This window comes from Bacillus fonticola (genome assembly GCF_012955605.1).
GTDB lineage: Bacteria > Bacillota > Bacilli > Bacillales > JC228 > Bacillus_CG > Bacillus_CG fonticola.
Genome location: NZ_CP052135.1, coordinates 303,976 through 325,045 on the forward strand (window position 1 = coordinate 303,976; position 21,070 = coordinate 325,045).

Here is a 21,070-nt window from a genome sequence, read left to right on the forward strand (position 1 = left end):
CAGGTTTGTAAAAGATTTTTTAATGAAAAATAAAGCAGATTTCGAACGAATCAGCGAGTATATATTCAACCATCCAGAAACTAGATTTGAAGAGTATGCCTCCTCCGAATTCCTTTCAGCAGAATGCGAAAAAGAAGGCTTTTCTGTTGAACGCGGAGTTGCCGACATTGAAACTGCCTTTGTTGCCTCTTATGGAAGTGGTTCACCGGTTATTGGTTTTTTAGGAGAGTTTGATGCATTATCTGGTTTAAGCCAGGAACCGAATAAAACGTGGTATGAGCCTAAGAGCCATGATGTTGGTCATGGTTGCGGACACAACTTGCTTGGAACTGGAGCGTTCGCTGCAGCGTGTGTTACCAAGAAATATCTTGAAGAAAATAATTTGCAAGGTACCGTGAAATTTTTCGGATGCCCTGGTGAAGAAGGAGGATCAGGAAAAACGTTTATGGTACGAGAAGGTGTCTTTGATGGGGTGGATGTAGCGTTAACCTGGCATCCATCGCCAGCTAACGCCATTATGAGCTTGTCCAGTCTAGCAAACTATCAAGTTTATTTTAAGTTTAAAGGTATATCCTCTCATGCAGCCAATTCGCCCCATTTAGGGAGAAGCGCACTAGATGCTGTTGAACTAATGAACATAGGTGTTAATTACTTAAGGGAACATGTGATGCCTGAAGCAAGGATGCATTATGCGGTCACAAACACGGGTGGAATTTCACCAAACGTTGTGCAAGCAAATGCAGAAGTTTTATATTTGGTTCGTGCTCCAAAAGTAAAGCAGGTCGATGAGATTTTTAAAAGGGTCTGTAAAATTGCTGAGGGTGCAGCGTTGATGACTGAAACCGAGTTAACAATCGAATTCGATAAAGCGTGTTCAAATTACATTCCAAATCGTAGTTTGGAAAAGATATTGTTCAAGAATTTGCAAGAAGCTGGTGTGGAACAGCCTACACAAGATGAAGTGGCGTATGCTAAAGAAATCTGGTCATCGTTGACAGAGGGTGAAAAGAGTTCGTATGTAAAGCTAATTAGTGGGTTTGGCTATAGTGGTAGTGGAAGTGAGTTTTCCGGAAAATACCTATCAGATTCCATTTCTTCTTATAATGAAACGGATGAAATTCTCGCCGGATCAACAGATGTTTCAGATGTAAGTTGGGTTGTGCCTACAGCTCAAGTGACAGCGTCTACATCTACTTTAGGAACACCGCTGCACACGTGGCAAATGACAAGTCAGGGAATTAGTAGTTATGCACATAAAGGAATGCTGCGGGCAGCGGAATCAATGGCATTAACCGCTGTCCAACTACTAACAAACCAAAGTGATTTAGCGACAGTTAAACAGGAATTCGAGGCATTTAAGGATAATCATCCGTATACGTGTCCAATTCCGAAAGATGTCCAACCATCAAAATTAAGATAAGGCTAACTTAGCTACCCGCCTTAGATAAGTACATCATAATATTAGCGCTCCCATCTACTTTAAAGCGAGGGATACGATGAAAAATAAAAAGGGTTTTTTTTCGAGGTTTCTTAACGGAATAGAAACGGTAGGAAACAAGCTGCCGGATCCATTTATTTTATTCGTAGTTTTGGCTGTTGGTGTTATTATAGCATCCTATATTTTTAGCTTGTTTAATGCATCTGTTATCCATCCTGGTTCTGGTGAAGAGCTGCTAGTTAAAAACTTGATATCAGGAGAAGGCTTGCAGTATATTCTATTATCCATGCTTGACAATTTCACCGGGTTTGCACCACTTGGTCTCGTATTGGCGATGATGTTAGGCATTGGTCTAGCGGAAAAAGTAGGATTATTGGATTATGCAATTAAGAAAACCATTTTAAAATCGCCGCCTGCCTTAATCACTTACACTGTCGTTTTCGTAGGGATAATGGGTAACCTGGCATCAGACGCAGCGTTGGTCCTCATTCCGCCACTTGCAGCCATGGTTTTTTATAAAGTTGGACGCCATCCGATTGCAGGTCTCGCAGCGGGTTATGCTGCAGCTGGAGCAGGTTTTACGGCAAATCTATTTATTGCTGGGACAGATGCGCTTTTGGCAGGAATTTCAACAGAAGCTGCAGCGATAATAGATGATTCAATTGTCGTAACGCCAGTGGATAACTGGTATTTTAATATCGTTTCAGTGTTTGTCCTAACATTGGTTGGGGGACTTATCACGAACAAATTTATTGAACCAAGGTTAGGAAAATATAAAGGTGATGCTGTTAAAGTTGACATGGAAGATGATCCTCCAAACGCAGCGAAAGCGTACAGAAATGCTGGGATTGCTGGTCTAATCTATTTAGCCATTATTGCAATTACCATTTTTGTGCCCGATAGTCCACTCAGGAATGAGGAAGGTGGAATCGTTCCTTCGCCGTTTCTAAGTGGGATTGTACCGATTATCCTATTCTTCTTCTTCACAGTCGGTATTACCTATGGGGTTACGGTTGGAAAAATTAAAACGAGCAAAGATGTTGGGAAGTATATGGCAGAATCGATGAAGGATATGGCAAGTTATATTGTATTAATTTTTGCGATCGCACAATTCATTGCTTACTTTAGTTGGTCAAATATGGGCACATGGATTGCTGTTAACGGGGCAGAGTTCCTCAAGGATATCAACTTTACAGGGATATGGTTGATCATTGGCTATATTATCTTTACAGCTTTGATGAACTTCTTAATTACATCCGGTTCGGCAAAATGGGCTTTGGAGGCACCTGTTTTTGTTCCGATGTTTATGCAGCTTGGTTACCATCCGGCATTCACACAGGTAGCCTATCGCGTTGCCGATTCATCAACTAATATCGTAACGCCGTTAATGCCATATATGGTTATTGTTTTATCGTTCATGCAAAAGTATGATAAGAAAGCTGGTATAGGAACGTTTATTGCATTAATGCTTCCTTACTCCATTAGTTTCCTGACTACTTGGATCATTTTGATTCTGGTATTCTTCTTCCTCGGAATACCGTTCGGTCCTGGAATCGGCCCATATCTGTAGTCTTAAACATTCGGTTACCCCCTTCCCAATTAAAGAGGTTGGGGGTATCATTGCTTGCTACACTCACTCTATGACTTTATCATAATCACTCCTTGTCAAGTGGTTTCGTACTTAATGATTGGCTGTGTTAAAGCCCATTGTTGATTTTGGCATTGTTGATTGGAGCGAAAATCACCAGGCTAGTATTTTAATTTACCGTTTTAATATCCGTACCACTATTTCCCGTTCCATACCATGATATAATGGGGAAAAGTGTGCTGGGGTGTTTCGAATATGAAGAAAGATGCAAAAAAGGCAGATTGGATTCATGGAGAAGGGCTAACGTACGAGGATTATGCGAGTTTGCCTGAGGGAGAACCGCGGTATGAATTGATTGGTGGGAAGTTAGAATTGATGTCACCAGCTCCGTCATCAGAGCATCAGCTAATTAGCAGTAACTTTTTTGCTCTTATGAATGAATGTTGTCGAGGTGATTACATTACACTTTACGCTCCAATTGATCTCATCCTTGCAAACGGTGAGGTTCGGCAACCGGATATTGCGATGATTCATCGGGGACGGAGCGGGCTAGTGACACATCGAGGAATTGAAGGTGCGCCTGATCTTATAGTTGAAATTCTGTCACCCTCTACCGCCCTAAACGATAAGCGTTCAAAAAGAAAAACATACGCTCGTTTCGGCGTAAAAGAGTATTTGATCACAGATCCAGTATATCGGACAGTAGAGCAATACCTTCTAAATCAAGATAGTCAAAGTTACGAATTGCAGAATGTATATGGCCAAGAAGATGAAACGATTACCTCCACAACTATACAAAGTCTCACCCTCCCTATTGCAGACATTTTCCGTGATCTAGATTTAATTGGTGGTGCCTGACCCCCAGTGAAGTAAAGCGTTAACGCGCTGGGGGTCAGGCACCCAATTTACAATAGATCCGGCAGTATTCACTTTGCATATTTCCCACCCCCCTAACAAATACCCTTACATAAGACAGGTGACCCCTACATGAAATTAATCATTGCTGAAAAACCGTCCGTTGCGAAAAATATCGCAGACGCCCTGAAGGTAAGAGAGCGAAAAGATGGCTACTACGAAGGAAATGGCTACGTCATTACATGGGCTTTTGGACACCTTCTCCAGCTCTATGATGCGAAAGACTATGATAGTAAAATGGCGAGCTGGCAGCTGCAAAACTTTCCGTTCGTCCCTTCCTCATTCAAATATAAGGTGAAGAGTGATCCGAGAAAGAGAGACAGGCCGGATGGAGGGGCGAGTAAACAGTTACGAACGATTCACTACTTAATGAAAAGAAACGATGTCGATTCAGTAATTTCTGCTTGCGATTTTGATCGGGAAGGGCAGTTAATTGGTGACAGCATTATTTATAAACAAAAAACGGAAAAACAGGTGTACCGTCTGCTTTTAAATGAGTGGACACCAGATGCCGTTCGTTCCGGGTTAAAGAAGCTGAAGCCAAATGTGGAGATGAGATCGTTACTAGATGCGGGAATGAGCAGGCAGTGGGCAGATTGGGTGATTGGGATCAACTTAACGTCTGTCGCTACCTTGAAGTATCAAACGGGAAGGGGCAAGGCATTAAATATTGGACGGGTACTCCTTCCGACACTCAAAATCATTTACGACCGTGACAAAGAAATCGAACACTTTGCGCCTGAAAACTACTTTAAACTTACTGCCACCTTCCAAACGAAGAGTCAACAAACATATGAGGGAACATATGTTGAAAAGAACGTGGACAAGTTCCAAAAGAAAGAGTATTTGGAGGGCATACTTTCTCAATTACATAACAAAGAGGCGACCGTCATCGACAAGAAGGTGGAGCGGAAGAAAGAGTTCCCACCATTTCTTTTCAACCTTTCAAATCTGCAAGGGTACATCACGAATAAATATAATGGGTGGACGGCGGATAAGGTGCTGAAGGTGGCACAGGGACTCTATGAGAAGAAGTTGATTACCTACCCAAGGACCTCAAGTGTCGCGCTAGAAGAAAGCTTAGTAGGGAAGACGGCTAAGGTGTTAGAGACTCATGCGGAGGAGTTTTCATTTAAGGATGAAATCAAGTTTGTCAAATCGAAGCGGGTATTTAACAATGCAAAGGTCGAAAGTCATAGCGCAATCACCCCGACATATTTGCAACCTAAGCACCTAACAAACGATGAGAATCTCGTTTATTCTGCAATCAAAAATCGTTTCATCATGCAGTTTATGCCTGTTGCCCAGTTTGATGAAACGAAAATAGTGACGAAAGTGAACGACGAGGCCATTTCAGGGTTTTTTAAGACGAAAGGCAAGGTACAGCTGGTAGAAGGGTGGAAAAAAGTGGAGAAAGTCGACTCTAAGGATACTCTTTTACCAGAAGTCCAGCGAAACGAGACTGTGAATATAATAGATAAAGAGATTTCCTCTCATGTGACCAAGCCACCAAAACCCCACACAGAGATGACCTTGCTTAGGGTGATGGAAACGTGTGGAAAAATCTATAAGGACGACAATAGCGACGAAGCCTTGGGGACGATTTTGGCGGGATTTAGTATTGGAACGCCTGCGACGAGAGCGGAAACTATCAAGAAATTAAAAGATGTAGGGTACGTTTCTGCTCAAAAGAAAAACCTAGTCACGACTGAGTTAGGAAGAAAGTTAGTCGAAACGTTTCCGATTAAGGAGTTATTCGACTTAGAGTTTACAGGTCGTTTGGAAAAAGCGTTGGCTGATATTGAAAAAAGTAAATCGAGCAAACAACAGTTTTTGGATTTTGTGTTTCAATTTACGACTCAATCGGTTGAAACGATCAAGAGGGGTGAGAAAGTCACCATCCTTCAACTGCCCGCGAGTGCGTCGAATAATGAGATTCTAGGGAAATGTCCTTCGTGTGGTCACCCAGTAATGGAAGGGAAAAAGGGATTCGGCTGTAGCGATTGGAAGAGCGGTTGCAAATTTGTCATCTGGAAAAACGACAAATATTTAGCCTCCATGCAGAAAAAAGCAACGAAAACGATGGTGAAAGCACTGTTGAAGAACAAGGTTGCGTATGTAAAAGGGTTAACAAGCAAAAGCGGAAACAAATTTAATGCTTACTTGCGATACGAGAAAAATGCCGAGAATGATTACTTTAGTTGGAAGATGGAGTTTAACAGGTGAATTTCACAGTGGTACATTACGATTTGCTACTTTTTCTCATGCTATAATAAGGAAAAGCGAGTGCGGGGTGTTTCAAATATGAAAAGAGACAATGAACAACCTGATTGGATTCATGAGGAAGGATTGACGTACGAGGACTATGCAAGTTTGCCTGAGGGTAAGCCACGTTATGAGTTAATCGGTGGAAAGTTACAATTGATGTCACCAGCACCGACATTAGAGCATCAGTTAATTAGTAATAACTTGAGTGTCCTAACGAATGAGCACTGTCGAAATGACTACATTATTCTAGCTGCCCCAGTTGATCTCATCCTTGCAAACGGTGAGGTTCGGCAGCCGGATATTGCTATGATCCACCGAAGTCGGAGCGGGATCGTGACACGTCGTGGCATTGAAGGTGCCCCGGATTTGATTGTGGAAATCCTTTCACCATCGACTGCCTTGAATGATAAGCGCTCCAAAAGAGAAACTTATGCAAAGTATGGAGTCAAAGAGTATGTAATTACAGATCCAGTGCATCGGACGGTCGAGCAATTCCTTCTCAACCAAGAACAACAGTGTTACGTTCTTCAGAATGTCTACGGGCAAGAAGATGAAATCGTTACTTCCACAACTGTCCCGTGCCTTACCCTTCCCATTAAAGAACTCTTTCGTGATCTAGATATTTTTGATAAGTAATTGGCGGTTCCTGACCCCTCAGTGTAGTAAAGCAATAACGTGCCGGGGGTCAGGAACAAATATAAGTGCAAGATGTTTATAATAATGTCTGCGATCTGCAGCGAGCCAAATAAACCCATCTACTTTTGATATGGAAATCAAACAGACGTTTTAAGGTAAGGAGCGAAAATAATGAAGCATGAGCTATTGAATACTATTGTGGAATCCGGAGTAGTAGCTGTTGTTCGTCGTATTGAGAAAGAGAAAGTAATGAACGTTATTTCAGCACTCGTTGAGGGTGGCATAACTGGAATTGAAATGACGATGGACTCTGAGAATGTGCTAGAAACGATCGCAGAGGCTAAAGCAACGTTTAGTGACCGGGCTGTCATTGGTGCCGGAACAGTTTTGGACGGTGAATCAGCTCGCTTAGCGATTCAAGCAGGGGCAGAGTTTATTTTTGCACCTACATTAAAGCAAGAGACCATCACAGTTGCCAACCGTTACGGAAAAATTGCGATCCCAGGCGTTTTTACACCGACTGAAATACTACAAGCGTACGAATGGGGTGCAGATATCGTAAAGGTATTCCCAGCAAGCGTACTCGGAAGCAAATTTATTAAAGATGTAAAGGGTCCCCTCGGTCATATCCCGATGATGCCAACAGGTGGAATAGACCTTGATAATATTCAAGAGTATATCAAAGCAGGGGCTATTGCAGCGGGTGTAGGTGGCTCCCTCTTGAACAAGGAGCTTATCCAGCAAGGCAAATGGGATGAGCTAACTCAGCTCGCACGCCAATACGTGGAAAAGGTTGCAGAAGCGCGAAAATAAGGTGTCAGACCCCCAGTGAAGTAAAGCATTAACGCACTGGGGGTCTGACACCATTTATTTATCCATACCGCTTTTCTAATTGGAGTAAATATTGCTTCATCTCCGTGCCACCCCGGTAACCTGTGATCGCTCCATTCTTTCCGATGACCCGATGACACGGCACTGTGATGAGTACTGGATTGGCGCCGATGGCTGTTCCAACAGCACGAACAGCAGTTGGCCTTTGGATGGACTCGGCAATTTCGGTGTACGAAGATGTGGTGCCATAAGGAATTTGCTTTAATGCTTCCCAAATTTGTTCTTGAAAAGGGGTTCCTTTTACATCTAAAGGTAATGAGAAAGATTGACGTATCCCTTTGTAATATTCGCACAATTCATTGATATAGAGTTTCAGTGCTTCTGGGCTTTCTTCGAGATGTACTGATGGGAAACGTTTTTGTATCCGAGCTACAAAATCCTCGTACGACTGTCCAGGTGAGCTTACATAACAGAGCCCCTTTTCCGTTTTCGCTACGTATAATTGCCACTGGTTGTATTCGAACGTGTCCCAGTAAATGATTTGTTCTTTCGTAATTTCCACGTCCTTCTACACATTTTGCTAGTGCGACATTAATATGCCATTGGCCACAAGTATTTTATTTCTTTCTTCGAGTCTTCACCGTCTTCATGAACGCCACTGACTGCAACAACAAAACGCTCGCAACGAGCACTAGGAAGGGGAACCTAAACCAATCTGGTGGGGGGACGTTTTTATGAAAAGATAACGTATAGTGGATAAATAGGAAGTATCCTGCATGAATCGCACTTAAGTAAAAGACAGTATAGGTGCTATAATGCAACCATTTCCATGATCCTCCTAAGTATTTGAGTGCACGCTCTGTTGATGTAGCCATGAGAACAATGGTAAAGAAAATGGCTACAAGACCTATTAAGTTTGCCAAGCCGAAACCAGGTTCTAGCCGAACAGCGCGCCCAACTTCTGGTAAGTATTCATACCCGAAGAAACGGGGAATATCCCAGCGCGCCCATCCATCCCACACTAAATAGCCGTGAATGATGGCAATTAATCCGAACCAAATGCCCAAATACTTTCGCCAGGGCAACCACTTAGCCGCGGGTGACCAAATACGCGCTAACGGACCTAACACGAGAGTGGTAAACAATAACATAAAGGATGCATCACCTAAAGACTTCCAAAGGCGCATATCCCATACCCACTCAGGACGGCTTGTCCAAAATATCCAGGCAAATAGTACTGACACTCCGCCAATAGCAGCATGGCGTAAGAAATGACTTTTCATAAAGAGATTCCCCTTTTATTAACACCCGTTATTCAGTATCGATTGAACAAAAGTATTCAACAAAAATGTGTTGAAACATTGAAGAACGGTGGCAGTCCCCCACCACGTTAATAACGCGTAGCATGTAAGTCCCTACAGTGTAAACTTCGTGCCATGGTCTATATGGATGTTTTGTCTTTAATACTTTAGTAAGGTGAGGGACTGACACCAGTTAGATTATAAACCCAATCTTCCCAAAGTTCATCGAGTTGTGCAAGTATTCGTACGCTTCTTTGTGCTCGGACAGTGAGAAGGTGCGGTCGAGGACGGGGTGGATCTTGTGCTTTTCGATAAAGGCGAGCATGTCCTGGAATTCTTCGTGGCTTCCCATGGTTGATCCGAGTAAGTTGTATTGTCCATAGAAGAAGCTGCGGATGTCGATCGTCACTTCGTCTTCGGTTGTGGCGCCGAATGTGACGATCGTGCCGCCTTTTTTGATGATGCCGAGTGATTTGTTGAACGTCGCCCGTCCGATTGTTTCAATTAATAAATCGACTGTTTCCTCCTGTAGCTCCTCATTCCAATCGGCTTCGGTTGGGATCGCGACGTCTGCGCCGAGTTCCAGTGCTTTAGCGCGTTTTTCTTCGCTGCGAGAAGTGACGATGACGCGTGCTCCAACAGCTTTAGCAAACCTCAGCACGAAGAGCAACACACCGCTCCCGATTCCTGGAAGCATGACGGTGTCTCCGGCTTTTACTTGACCTCTTGTAAACAATGCGCGATACGCCGTCAACGCTGCTAATGGAAGCACGCCCGCTTCTTCCCACGATAAGTAAGCGGGTTTTTTCTCCACGATGTCTTCTGGTACGATGATATATTCCGCAAAGGTTCCGTGGTCGGGCAGGCACAAGATTTCAAAGCCTGGTGGTGGGGCGGCACTGTTTTCATTCCAACCGATTCCAGCGCTAATGACGACTTCATCCCCTACTGCAAACTTTCCGGCACCTTCACCGACCTCAGCAATCACTCCTGCCCCGTCAGATCCTTGTACAAGTGGTGGCTGATCGGCTTTATGTCGATGAGGTACTATTAAATCTCGTCGATTCATCCCCGCTGCTTTTATCTTCACCTTCACCATTTTCGGTTCTACTGTCGGCTCCTCGAAATTCCTATAGGTAATGCCTTCTAGTCCTTCTTTTCCTTCGTGTACAATCGCCTTCAAGATGTGGGGACCTCCTTCAATGCTTGCTTCATATGAGCAGCGAAAATGGATAATTTTTTTTGATCTGATACATCTTCTTCAAATAATGGAACTTTTACTAACGTTTGTTTCGTAAACATGTTCTCGATTTGCTGTAGATATTCCTGTTCGCGACTCCGACGTTTCGCTAAAAAATTTCCGTCAGCCTGATCCGGCAGCACTTTGTTCACGATCAATGTACGGACATCTAAATGATAGGCGGCAAGTTGTTTGATCGCCTTTTCGGTTTCTATAATCGGTAATCGCTCAGGGTTCAAGACAAAGGTAAAACCGGTGATCTCTCCATTTAAAATGATCTCACGGACGGCTGCAAATTTCTCCTTGCGACTTTGTAAAACCTCATAGATTGGATCATCCACGGGTGCACCATCGTTAAGAAGCTGCGTGTAATTGTCGTTTACTTTTTTGCGCCTTTCCAGCAATCCATCGATCCATACCCCCATGATTTCGGGTAAGGAAAGTAGCCGAATCGTATGCCCAGTCGGTGCCGTATCAAAGATAATTTTATCGTACTTGTCATTCATTTCTAAAATAATCGAAACGATCCGATCGAATAACGCGGCTTCGTCAGCCCCAGGAGAAGAACTTGCTAGGTCAATTTGCCGATGAACTTCCCCCACCATTTCCGATTTTACCAGCCCTTTTAAGTTTTGTTTAACCGAATCAATGTATCTTTTCGATTCCTTTGTAGGGTTAATTTCAATCCCCATAAGATTTTCCGCAAGTTTTGTTTCGTTGTTTCCGACCTTTTGATGGAAAATATCGCCAAGATTATGCGCTGGATCTGTGGATACAATGAGCGTTTTTTCGCCTGATTGTGAGAAGGCGAGTGCGAGCGCAGCGGACGACGTTGACTTGCCGACACCCCCTTTTCCTCCAACAAAGAGTATTTTTTTCTTTTGTAATGAGCTCATCATGATTCTCCTCTCAACAGCATCGGAATCCACTCAACGGGGACTTTTCCATTCCCATACGGAGATGCCAGTTATGGAATTTTTCAAGAATGTAAGGGTACAACTCCAACGTGTAGTAAAATGCAGGGTTTGGGATACCCAGCATGTCCGAGTATACGAGCAAAAGAAACAAATCATCTTCATCACGCAATTCTCTGATGACTTCGGACTTATGATTGACGCTAATGATCTCATCATAGAGCTGAATGATACGTTTGAATGAAGGGAGTTTTGAAGTCATACTATACACCTCCTAAAAATGAAGGAAAGCCGCGTAGGAAAAAAATCGCGGCTTCACAAGTTTTGACCTGAAAGTGACTTTCTAGATAAATTCCATAATCTATACGTCTATCGAATTGTTGTGATTTTTGCCTTTTGTCAAAGCAGAAATCGCCGTTAGCATGATCCAGATCGTAAATACAAGAATAATCGCTCCGAATATGAACAACAGCCAACTCGAATCAGTTCCACCGAATGGGAACCAAGTAGTAAATACTTGAGTAACCATCGCCCAAAGTGTCATAAACATCAAGAACACCATCGGGATAAATGCCGGCATATAATTTCTACCTAGATTTTTCAACCAAATAGCTATGAGCAGCAAACTGATTCCTGCAAGCAACTGGTTGGAAGTTCCGAATAACGGCCAAAGTAAATATCCACCTGAACCAAACCCTTTTGGTCCTTGGGGAAGCAAGGTTAGTGCGGCACTTGACACGACAGCAATGGTCGTTGCGACATGTTTACCTGTAATTGCTTTCACTTTGTACTCTTCACCGAGTTCTGCAATAATGTAACGCATCAAACGAACAGACGAATCAAGTGTGGTCGCCGCAAAGCTGACTACGATAACTGAAACAATCGTTGATGCGACCATAGAGGGAATGCCGATTCCTTCTGCTAATTGTCCGGCTCCTAGAATAAACGTGCCTAAACCAGCCCCACTTGCCGCTGTAAAGCTTGAATAGGTTGCTGTAAAATCATCCAGAGATGGGAAGAACGTGATGACCGCGATGATCGCAATCAAGGCTAAGGCACCTTCTCCTATGGCCCCTAAATAGCCGACAAAGCGTGCATCTGTTTCTTTATCCAGTTGCTTAGATGAAGTACCCGAGGACACGAGACCATGAAACCCTGAGATCGCACCGCAAGCAATCGTGATAAACAGTAGCGGGAACCAAGAGACATCATTTGCATTTGGATTCGTCATGGGTGCTGTCACTTCTGGGTTTGCAAAGAATAGCCCTAAGTACAAAATCAATAGCCCAACGACAAGCTGATGAGAGTTAATATAATCTCTTGGCTGTAAGAGCTTCCAAACAGGCAGAGTAGAGGCGATGTACACGTAAATCATGAGCACAATGATCCAGACGAAGAACGCTAAGGATGTGGCGCTCATTCCGAATAGTCCGGTTGCCCCTTCTCCTCCAAAGTACTGCACAAGGTCAATTTGGAGAACAGGTACATAGCTAGATACAACCGCTGCTACATACATCACCGCAAGTGCAACTATGGAAGGAATGAGCATACCACCTTGTCGTTTGTATACACGATACCCAATCCAAACGGCGAGTGGAATTTGAATGAATACAGAAATGACGCTTGCTGGGAACGTGATGAATAAATTTGCAATTACCCATGCAAATACTGCGTTGACCATAAGAACGAGTAACAGAATGATAAATAGAAATAAAACTTTTGCTCTTTGTCCAATAAATTTGTCTGCCAATGTTCCAATTGAGTGCCCTTTGTTTCGGGCAGACACGACTAATGTACCGAAGTCATGAACGCCTGCTGCGAAAACGGTTCCTAATGTGACCCATAATAACGCGGGTAACCACCCCCAATAGATGGCAATGGCAGGACCTAAAATCGGTGCAGCGCCTGCGACGGACGTGAAATGATGTCCCCACAACACCCATTTGTTTGTTGGAACGTAATCTACTCCATCTTTGTATTGGTGGGCAGGCGTTACATAATTCGGGTCGAGACGGTAAATTTTTTCGGCGAGATACTTGGAATAGAAGCGATAACCTAAGATGAAGACAACCATACCGAAGATAGCTAAATAAATCCCTTGCATACAATCCCTCCTTAAATAGGTTAAGCGCGAAACGTGAGGGCGCTTTCATTAGTAATTATATTATTGAATGCTGTCATTATTCTTACTATTGGTGTCACTACCACACTGTGAACTCCGTGATTTAACACGTCGGGGGCTAAGGGCATAAACCACCAATTTTCGAATAGGTTGAAAAAGGGAACTGACTTTAAAGGGGTGGAGGGTTCATGAAGGAAAGGGTAGATCAAGCCATACAAAGACTAGTCCTCGATCTACATCAGCATCAAGCGTCTGACGGAAGTTTTCGTTTTTGCTTTGAAAATAGTCCTATTACGGATGCCGGCATGATTATTTTGATCAAATCACTGGGTCAAAAGGATGAACGTGTAATTCCTTTATTAGTAGAAAGGTTAAAAAACTTGCAAGATCCTTCTGGTTGCTGGAAAGTATTTCGCGATGAAAAAGAAGGGAATTTGTCTGCAACGATTCAGGCTTATTACGCTCTATTATATTCTGGCTACTGTTCGAAAGATGACCCACACATGAAGCTAGCCAAAAAATACATCATAGCCAACGGAGGCTTAGAGCGGGCTCACTCTTTGACCAAAATCTTGCTGGCTGTGACAGGACAATACCAATGGCCTAACCTATATCATATTCCAATTCACTTCGCTTTACTTCCACTAAATGCACCTCTTTCTTTTCATGACTTTAGTAGTTATGCTCGCGTCCATATGGCTCCGATTCTATTACTATCAGATGCCCGATTTTCACTTACCAGAAAAGACACTCCTGATTTGAGTGACCTCCATGTTCGTGTAATCCATAATCAAGTTCCTAGCGAAGAGGAGCGCTTTTTCACGTCAACCATCACCCAATCGATCAAAACATTAATTGGTCTTCCTGCTCAACTCCACCAACTCGCCCGAAAACGACTCGAGAACTACATGCTGGAGCGTATTGAGCATGACGGCAGTCTTTATAGTTATTTTACTTCTACTTTTCTCATGATTTATGCCTTATTATCACTTGGATATTCAAAAAATCATCCCGTCATCACAAAAGCTGTCAACGGATTAAAGACGTTTGCCTGTCAAACGGAGCGGGGAACCCATATTCAAAATTCCCCTTCTCAAGTTTGGGATACTTCGCTCATCAGTTACGCATTACAAACCGCGCAGGTCTCTTCTGCTCAAAGCATGATTATAAAAGCAGAGCACTATATTACCAGTAAACAGCATGATAAGTACGGAGATTGGAGATGGACTTCGACCGCACTTCCAGGAGGGTGGGGTTTTTCAGACAGCAATACGATTCACCCCGACGTTGACGATACGACAGCGGCTTTGCGAGCGATTCGACGACGCCTAACAACTGAACCGCATCTTCAAGGGACTTGGAAACGTGGGCTAGGCTGGTTGTTGGCAATGCAAAATGATGATGGGGGCTGGCCGGCTTTTGAGAGAAACAAAAATAAACAAATTCTCACGTACGTTCCATTAGACGGAGCAGAGGATGCTGCAATCGATCCGTCTACAGCTGATTTAACAGGAAGAACGCTAGAGTTTTTAGGAGAAGATGTAAAGCTCACCACGCAAAATTCACAAGTGAAAAGGGGGGTTAAATGGCTTGAGCAACACCAAGAAAGAAATGGCTCTTGGTACGGGAAATGGGGGGTTGCTTACATTTACGGTACATGGGCAGCTGTAACCGGCATGAGAGCGGTCGGGGTGAAGGCGAGTTCCCCATCCATTCAAAAGGCAGTCAACTGGTTCAAAAGTATCCAAAACAGTGATGGTGGATGGGGCGAGTCTTGTTACAGTGATAGCAGGAAACAATATGTTGCATTGGATAAAAGCACTCTTTCCCATACAGCGTGGGCGATAGATGTGCTGCTATCTGTTACAAAAGAGGAAACACCTGAAATTCGCAGGGGTATTGAATGTTTACTAAATAAACTAGATCACCCAGACTGGACGTATCAATACCCTACTGGTGCAGGATTACCCGGAAGCTTTTACATTTATTACCATAGCTATAATTATATTTGGCCGCTGGTTTTGCTGGGGAAGTACCGTAATCAATATCTTTAGTGTCCTATAGAAAAAGAAGGCTAGAATTTCATGGTGGTTCTAGCCTTCTTAGGAGTATGAACCCAAACTTAGGAGCAGTTTATCCAACAAAACGTGGGTCTTTTCTTAAAAAACACCGCAATGACTGTTATCACGAGCAATGCTTTGCACAGTCTATTCCTTATTATCCTCAAATTCCTCAGAAGTCTCCATGCTGTATTTCTCCCTGAGCGCAGGCTGTGGGCGCTTTTCTTCTTCGACGACCCCATATTTCAACCGCTCTAAGTAACGATGAAAGAACATTTCCCCAATCGTTATGCCTGCCGCCGCGATGAGTGAGGCAGAAATCACTGGGAAGTAAGGATTCTCCACCGCCATATTGGTTAATATCCAAAGACCAAAAAAGGCGAGACCAAAGTCTGCAATCGTGGCAACCGTGTTATTAACGAGTGGTAAGACCACTAGATCACCTACGTATAAAATCCCAGTTAATATGAAAGAAATCGTGAGCACATCACCGAAGCTCATTCCAAATAGCACCCCTAGAACAATAAACAAAACAGCAAATATCATCACAAATTTAACAGCAATTGCCTTTATATGTTTCATGTTTAACCCTCCAAATTTCAAATAAAAGTGTCATGCTTATATTTCCTTTATGGAGAGGATTTATTCAGTGTGTACTACTGAAGACGGAAATGATTTTGCTGGATAGTCATGATCAGGCGATCCAACTCCGCCAACAAATTGTTAATATATGTAACCAAATGGAAAAGGTTAACAGCAAAAGGAATTACCCCGCAATATACACCACAGTTCCAAACGCACTACCAACCGTATCAACAGCAAACGACCACATTTAGATAGTAACGAAAAAGACAGCACGTTCTCTCGTGTGCTGTCTTTCCTGGTTTATTCACCAATCTCTACGTTGTGGTACACTTGCTGAACATCTTCTAAATCTTCCAGTGCGTCTATCAGTTTTTCGAATTGTGCTTGTGCGTCTTCAGGAAGTGGGATTTCATTTTGTGCGAGCATGGTGAGCTCTGCAACTGTAAAGTCAGTGATTCCTTCAGTTTTGAGCGCTTCTTGTACGGCATGAAATTGGTCAGGTTCAGCATACACGATCACTGTTTCATCTTCTTGTACGATATCACGTGCATCAACGTCTGCTTCCATTAGTAGTTCAAGTACTTCCTCTGCTGTTTTCCCTTCAAAACCGATGACAGCTACTCGATCGAACATATAGGCAACAGATCCACTGACGCCCATGTTGCCCCCATTTTTCCCAAAGGCAGCACGCACTTCTGATGCCGTACGGTTCACGTTATTAGTGAGTGCATCTACAATGACCATGGATCCGTTTGGCCCGAAGCCTTCATAACGAAGCTCATCATAGTTTTCTTCTGAACCACCCTTCGCTTTCTCGATGGCACGCTCAATAATGTTTTTCGGTACATTGTATGTTTTAGCACGTTCGAGTACAAATTTTAAAGCTTGATTCAGTTCTGGATCTGGTTCACCTTGCTTCGCTACTACAAAAATCTCGCGAGCAAACTTGGAATAGATACGACTTGTATTAGCATCTTTTGAGGCTTTCTTTTCTTTAATGTTGTTCCATTTACGGCCCATCATGAACACTCGCTTTCAAATTTGATCTATAGGTAAATGAAATGTTACTGGCACCGAAATTATATCATAATGTTTGCCGGTGTCAGTCCACCACACTAAAGTAGTGACAACGTACATGACGGTGTCAGTCCCCCACTGCGCTAAAGCAGTGGGGGACTGACACCATCCTATACCTCTTTCAGCTCAGCAATCACCACTACAGATCTCTCTTCCAACGGGCCTCTTAAATGAACCGTTGCCGTTCTTCCGTCTTCATTTACTCCATCAATCCACACAGAGGTTCCGTTATACGTAACGTCGATATCAGCTGATGAAGAAAGAATTTGTTTTACGCGGTTAATGTCCATTTTGTTCACTCCTGTTTTTAAGTTGATTTCAGTCCTCTGCATTCCCGTTTGTCGCATTTTTCGCTGCATCCTCATCTAGCATGACAACATCGTCTGGTAATGAGGAATCGAAATAGGGAGGGGATTTTTTGAATAGACTTCTCTCCCCAGGGTGTTTCGTTCGTGCCTTGTTCTTATTTTCGTCTGCGCTCATTGATATAGGGAACACCTCCTTTTACTGACATTATAATTTCTCCTATTTGGAGAGCTTTATGAAGAATTGTTCAGGGTCAGCTGTATCGTATAGAAAGCCAATTGTGATAAAAGAACAAGATGTGCTGAGTTTAGTATGCGTTTCGGATGTGGAAATTCCGGTTAATCATGTCTTGTAGCATAAATCCCCTGTGCATTCCTCCAACGCAAAGGGGATTTGTTCATTTATTTTCCTCCCAAATACATCCGTGACATGATCGACTAAGGCGATGATCTTTTTATTTGGCTGTTATCTAAAAGATTGTTGTTCTATTAATGAAATCTCATTACACAGCATAACGTCGCATCATGAGATTACTGTATAGTAAAAACAACAAAGGATACGAAAAGAGCCTTTTATTTTCTATACGCAATGTGATCCCCTCCTTCGTTGTAATGTCAGTCTAACAGGATAAACGGATGAATGGGGATGTGCACTACTCAAGATGTAACGTAGCCGGCTCGATCCGCTCTACGACGATGTTTTGAACGCCATGAAATTCAGCAAAGCGCCCCATGGCATCACGCAATTGACAGCGAAGTTCCTCGGTGATTTCGATCCCTGGTTCAATATGTAGAAAGCGGACGACTAATCGGTTCTGCTTTCTGTCTAACCCAGGATCCATTCTGCCGATCAATCGGTCGCCAGCCAGAATCGGCATAGCGTAATAACCAAATTGGCGTTTTTCCTTTGGCGTGTAGATTTCCCATTTATAGGTGAAGTCGAAGAGATCCACTAAACGGTCGCGACGCCAAAGTAGGTTGTCCAGTGGCGGAAGAAACCGGATAGGCCCTTCTACATGATCATCCGATTCCTGCCCGTGTTGCCTTAACCGGTCTAGGTCCGAAGCTAGAATAAAATAGGGTCTGCGGACGTCGTCTATTTGGAGCGGGATAACATCTCCCATCTCCACGCGTTTCATCACTTCAGCTCGTCGCTTGGCGGCGCTCATTTTTTGCCAGCCAAATCTAGCGTCTGCAAAATCGAAGACGCGATACGCTCTCAAGTATTTCTCTAAAAGCAGCTGATTCGCTTCCATCGTTTCAATTGATTGTGCGCTAGACAAGTATTCTGAAGGAACAGTCCGTTCGGTTAGGTGAAAAAAACGTTCGTTGCCTTCCCTACGTACGACTCGAATGGTACCGCTATCGAGTAACAGATTCAGTACATGCGATGTGGCCTTCGTCTTAGGTTGTTTATTGTCCCAGTAACCATGAACACGTTCAGTGGAGCGGAAGGCCCGAGCCGGAAGAGGACCGTCTACTTCCAAGCGGTGAAGCACTTCTTCGACAACAGGTTCAAAGGTGTTCAGCTCTGATTGGGTGAGAGATTGCAAGCGATTTCTTGTCGGTTCAAACATCGGGTAGTCTTCTATCGGAATCGCGCAGGCGGCATTTGCCCAATACTCAAAGACGCGCCCGTTGCTAAGCAGTTGATTCAACAACTTTGGCTCGTAACCTGGAATGCGAGCGGCTAGCACAAGGTGTTGATTACGCTCCACGGCAGCTACGGGGTCGAGCTGAACGCACTCTAAAGATTGTATCATCTGTAAAACTGCCTCTGGATCCGGTGTGTGCCTTGTTTCGTCCTTATAAAGGAGATGTTGCGTTTCTAGAAGAAAACGACGGACAGCGTGGCGATTTGTATGGAGTGGTTTCATGGATATCGAACCTCCTTTACTAAGTAATCGTTACTTTATCGTATAGTGAATGGCAATCGATCGCAATGTTCTCTAATTCAATGGGTTGGTTAACTCACGTAACATCTAAATACTCATACATCCTATTTTGTCACATATAAGACCGAAAAAAATGAGAGCAGCGTTTGGGAAGTTATCCGGAAAACGACCAAAAATTTTTCTCTTACTGACTTCAATAATAACTATATCAAGATAGTGTATATCCAAGCCTTGTACTCACAACAACTACCTTCCGAACAAACGCCAATGCATAAAAACCAAAGGGGAAAAGGGGCGGAGTTACGCAGAACCCTAACATCATGATCTATCCTATTAGAAAACAACTTCGGATTGTTGATTGGTGAACTACGTGGGGCTCCACTCGCACCGCCTTGATCACAACTCGACTGCTTTGTGACTCGTTTCCTGCATGGTTGAATGCCCAGCTCATGAATGGTTTTCTGGGATAGAAATCAATGGAATATGGAGGAATGGCAAGATGTATTAATCTCCAAAACACTGTTGACTGACTTTTCAGAGTATAGTAGTCTGATTAACATCCTTACTAGATTGGAGTAATCTATTTTGACACAATGTTTTGTACAATATGTTTAAAGAAAAGGAGAGATCGTAGCCTATGATTACAAATCCAGTCATATCATCAGCCATTTTACTCGCATTGATTGCAGTTGGTGAGATTATTTCGATTAAGACTCGGGCAAGAGTCCCGATGCTGTTGATCGCGTTATTAGGCTACCTAGTTTTAAGTTGGACAGGAGTCTTTCCAGAAGACTTACTAGCCAATTCAACCATGATAACGGTAGGGGGTCTACTAGTAGCGCCGTTGATTGTGCATCTAGGGACGTTGATTCCGTTGAAAACGATTGTGGCGCAATGGCGGGCGGTTTGTATTGCTCTTATCGGGATTGCCATCGCGACTATTCTTCTTCTAGTAACGATCTCTCCACTATTTGGATATGAGGTAGCCGTTGCGGGTGCCGGCCCATTAACGGGAGGCATTATTGCTTTTATCGTGACATCAGAAAAGCTAGAAGCGGTAGGTTTCGGTAATCTGGTTGCAATTCCAGCTCTTATTCTCGCATTTCAAAAGCTAATCGGCATTCCCCTTGCACAAAATATGTTGCGAAAATATGCGTTACGTATACGAGACTCACTATCTATGACGGCAGCGACTGTAGAAACGACAGTAGAGAAAGAGACAACGAAACCGTTAGAATCAGCACCAAGGCGACTATTAATACCAGAAGAGTATCAAAATCCTACAGTGATTTTATTTACGTTGTTTGTTGGTGGCTCGTTTGCCTACGTTTTAGATGAGTTCACGGGACTTAGCTACAGTATTTGGTCACTTGTCATTGGGTTGGCAGGGACTCTAATTGGTTTCTTTCCTCCAAAAGCGATGGAACGTGCCAATTCAACTGGCATTGCGATGATAGGTATCGTATTTGTCGTCATTGGGTCAATGGATGATGTCACCTTCGCTATGTTCTTGGAATTCTTACCTATCGTTGTGTTGATGTTGATCATTGGTGCAGTAGGTATTGTAGCAGGTGGATTTATTGGTTCGAAGATATTTAAGTGGGATCCGTTTAAAGGTATCCCTATTGCGCTTACGGCGATGTTCGGTTTCCCGGCGGACTACATTTTGGTAGAAGAAGTGAGTCGAAGTTTAGGACGAACAAAAGAGGAAGAAGAAGCGATCTTTAATGAATTACTTTCCCCTATGTTGATTGGCGGATTTACAACCGTTACAACGGCTTCCATTTTGGTTGCCGGTATCTTAGTCGGGACGCTTTAATATTTGTTACTCCATTAGCTTAGAAGGATAGATCTTGGATTACAGTCCAAGCCCTATCCTTTTTTTGTAGGTAGGA

Annotated in this window: 19 protein-coding genes; 8 read left to right on the forward strand and 11 right to left on the reverse strand. The window is 43.3% G+C overall.

The features are described from left to right. Positions 1-22 precede the first annotated feature (22 nt). From HHK01_RS01530 to HHK01_RS01555, 6 genes are all read left to right on the forward strand, one after another. On the forward strand, positions 23-1,420 hold the full coding sequence (locus HHK01_RS01530; RefSeq protein ID WP_170008608.1) for a M20 family metallopeptidase: 1,398 nt from the start codon (positions 23-25) through the stop codon (positions 1,418-1,420). Positions 1,421-1,496: 76 nt separating this feature from the next. Further along, positions 1,497-3,008: an AbgT family transporter gene (locus tag HHK01_RS01535; protein WP_170006091.1), complete on the forward strand. Its 1,512-nt coding sequence runs from the start codon at positions 1,497-1,499 to the stop codon at positions 3,006-3,008. Positions 3,009-3,281: 273 nt separating this feature from the next. Beyond that, positions 3,282-3,884 carry a Uma2 family endonuclease gene (locus HHK01_RS01540; RefSeq protein WP_170006092.1) on the forward strand — a complete coding sequence of 201 codons (603 nt, stop codon included), beginning with the start codon at positions 3,282-3,284 and terminating at the stop codon, positions 3,882-3,884. Between the two features lie 129 nt (positions 3,885-4,013). Beyond that, the gene (locus HHK01_RS01545; protein WP_170006093.1) at positions 4,014-6,167 is read left to right on the forward strand and encodes a type IA DNA topoisomerase; all 2,154 of its coding nucleotides are present in this window, start codon (positions 4,014-4,016) and stop codon (positions 6,165-6,167) included. Positions 6,168-6,245: 78 nt separating this feature from the next. Further along, positions 6,246-6,845, forward strand: coding sequence for a Uma2 family endonuclease (locus HHK01_RS01550; protein WP_170006094.1), 600 nt, complete (start codon positions 6,246-6,248; stop codon positions 6,843-6,845). 171 nt (positions 6,846-7,016) lie between these two features. Beyond that, entirely contained in the window at positions 7,017-7,658 is a 642-nt protein-coding gene (locus tag HHK01_RS01555) for a bifunctional 4-hydroxy-2-oxoglutarate aldolase/2-dehydro-3-deoxy-phosphogluconate aldolase (RefSeq protein ID WP_170006095.1), read from the forward strand. A 58-nt stretch (positions 7,659-7,716) separates the two neighbouring features. Here HHK01_RS01555 and HHK01_RS01560 read toward each other — a convergent pair whose 3' ends face one another. From HHK01_RS01560 to HHK01_RS01585, 6 genes are all read right to left on the reverse strand, one after another. Further along, positions 7,717-8,238 carry a methylated-DNA--[protein]-cysteine S-methyltransferase gene (locus HHK01_RS01560; protein ID WP_170006096.1) on the reverse strand — a complete coding sequence of 174 codons (522 nt, stop codon included), beginning with the start codon at positions 8,236-8,238 and terminating at the stop codon, positions 7,717-7,719. A 55-nt stretch (positions 8,239-8,293) separates the two neighbouring features. Next, complete coding sequence (locus tag HHK01_RS01565) at positions 8,294-8,959, reverse strand: ferric reductase-like transmembrane domain-containing protein (protein WP_170006097.1); 666 nt, start codon at positions 8,957-8,959, stop codon at positions 8,294-8,296. Between the two features lie 211 nt (positions 8,960-9,170). Beyond that, positions 9,171-10,160 (reverse strand): zinc-binding dehydrogenase, encoded by a 990-nt coding sequence (locus HHK01_RS01570; protein ID WP_170006098.1) that lies wholly within the window; start codon positions 10,158-10,160, stop codon positions 9,171-9,173. Then, positions 10,157-11,113: an ArsA family ATPase gene (locus tag HHK01_RS01575; protein WP_170008609.1), complete on the reverse strand. Its 957-nt coding sequence runs from the start codon at positions 11,111-11,113 to the stop codon at positions 10,157-10,159. The genes HHK01_RS01570 and HHK01_RS01575 overlap by 4 nt, the downstream gene beginning before the upstream one ends. A gap of 13 nt (positions 11,114-11,126) precedes the next feature. Further along, positions 11,127-11,393, reverse strand: coding sequence for a cory-CC-star protein (locus HHK01_RS01580; protein WP_170006099.1), 267 nt, complete (start codon positions 11,391-11,393; stop codon positions 11,127-11,129). 99 nt (positions 11,394-11,492) lie between these two features. Further along, positions 11,493-13,235 (reverse strand): carbon starvation CstA family protein, encoded by a 1,743-nt coding sequence (locus HHK01_RS01585; protein WP_170006100.1) that lies wholly within the window; start codon positions 13,233-13,235, stop codon positions 11,493-11,495. Between the two features lie 206 nt (positions 13,236-13,441). Here HHK01_RS01585 and shc point away from each other — a divergent pair, with 206 nt between their 5' ends. After that, positions 13,442-15,307, forward strand: a complete 1,866-nt coding sequence (gene shc, locus HHK01_RS01590) for a squalene--hopene cyclase (protein ID WP_170006101.1) — start codon at positions 13,442-13,444, stop codon at positions 15,305-15,307. Positions 15,308-15,460: 153 nt separating this feature from the next. Here shc and HHK01_RS01595 read toward each other — a convergent pair whose 3' ends face one another. The 5 genes from HHK01_RS01595 to HHK01_RS01615 form a co-directional block, all read right to left on the reverse strand. Continuing rightward, complete coding sequence (locus HHK01_RS01595) at positions 15,461-15,895, reverse strand: YndM family protein (RefSeq protein WP_170006102.1); 435 nt, start codon at positions 15,893-15,895, stop codon at positions 15,461-15,463. 303 nt (positions 15,896-16,198) lie between these two features. Next, positions 16,199-16,918 (reverse strand): YebC/PmpR family DNA-binding transcriptional regulator, encoded by a 720-nt coding sequence (locus tag HHK01_RS01600; RefSeq protein WP_170008610.1) that lies wholly within the window; start codon positions 16,916-16,918, stop codon positions 16,199-16,201. Positions 16,919-17,085: 167 nt separating this feature from the next. After that, entirely contained in the window at positions 17,086-17,265 is a 180-nt protein-coding gene (locus HHK01_RS01605; protein ID WP_170006103.1) for an H-type small acid-soluble spore protein, read from the reverse strand. A gap of 28 nt (positions 17,266-17,293) precedes the next feature. Beyond that, on the reverse strand, positions 17,294-17,458 hold the full coding sequence (locus HHK01_RS01610) for a hypothetical protein (protein ID WP_170006104.1): 165 nt from the start codon (positions 17,456-17,458) through the stop codon (positions 17,294-17,296). Between the two features lie 475 nt (positions 17,459-17,933). Further along, a complete protein-coding gene (locus HHK01_RS01615) occupies positions 17,934-19,157 on the reverse strand; it encodes a winged helix-turn-helix domain-containing protein (RefSeq protein WP_170006105.1) in 1,224 nt (407 codons plus the stop codon). A gap of 655 nt (positions 19,158-19,812) precedes the next feature. Between HHK01_RS01615 and HHK01_RS01620 the strand changes: the two genes are divergently transcribed. Continuing rightward, a complete protein-coding gene (locus HHK01_RS01620; protein WP_170006106.1) occupies positions 19,813-20,994 on the forward strand; it encodes a hypothetical protein in 1,182 nt (393 codons plus the stop codon). Positions 20,995-21,070 lie beyond the last annotated feature (76 nt).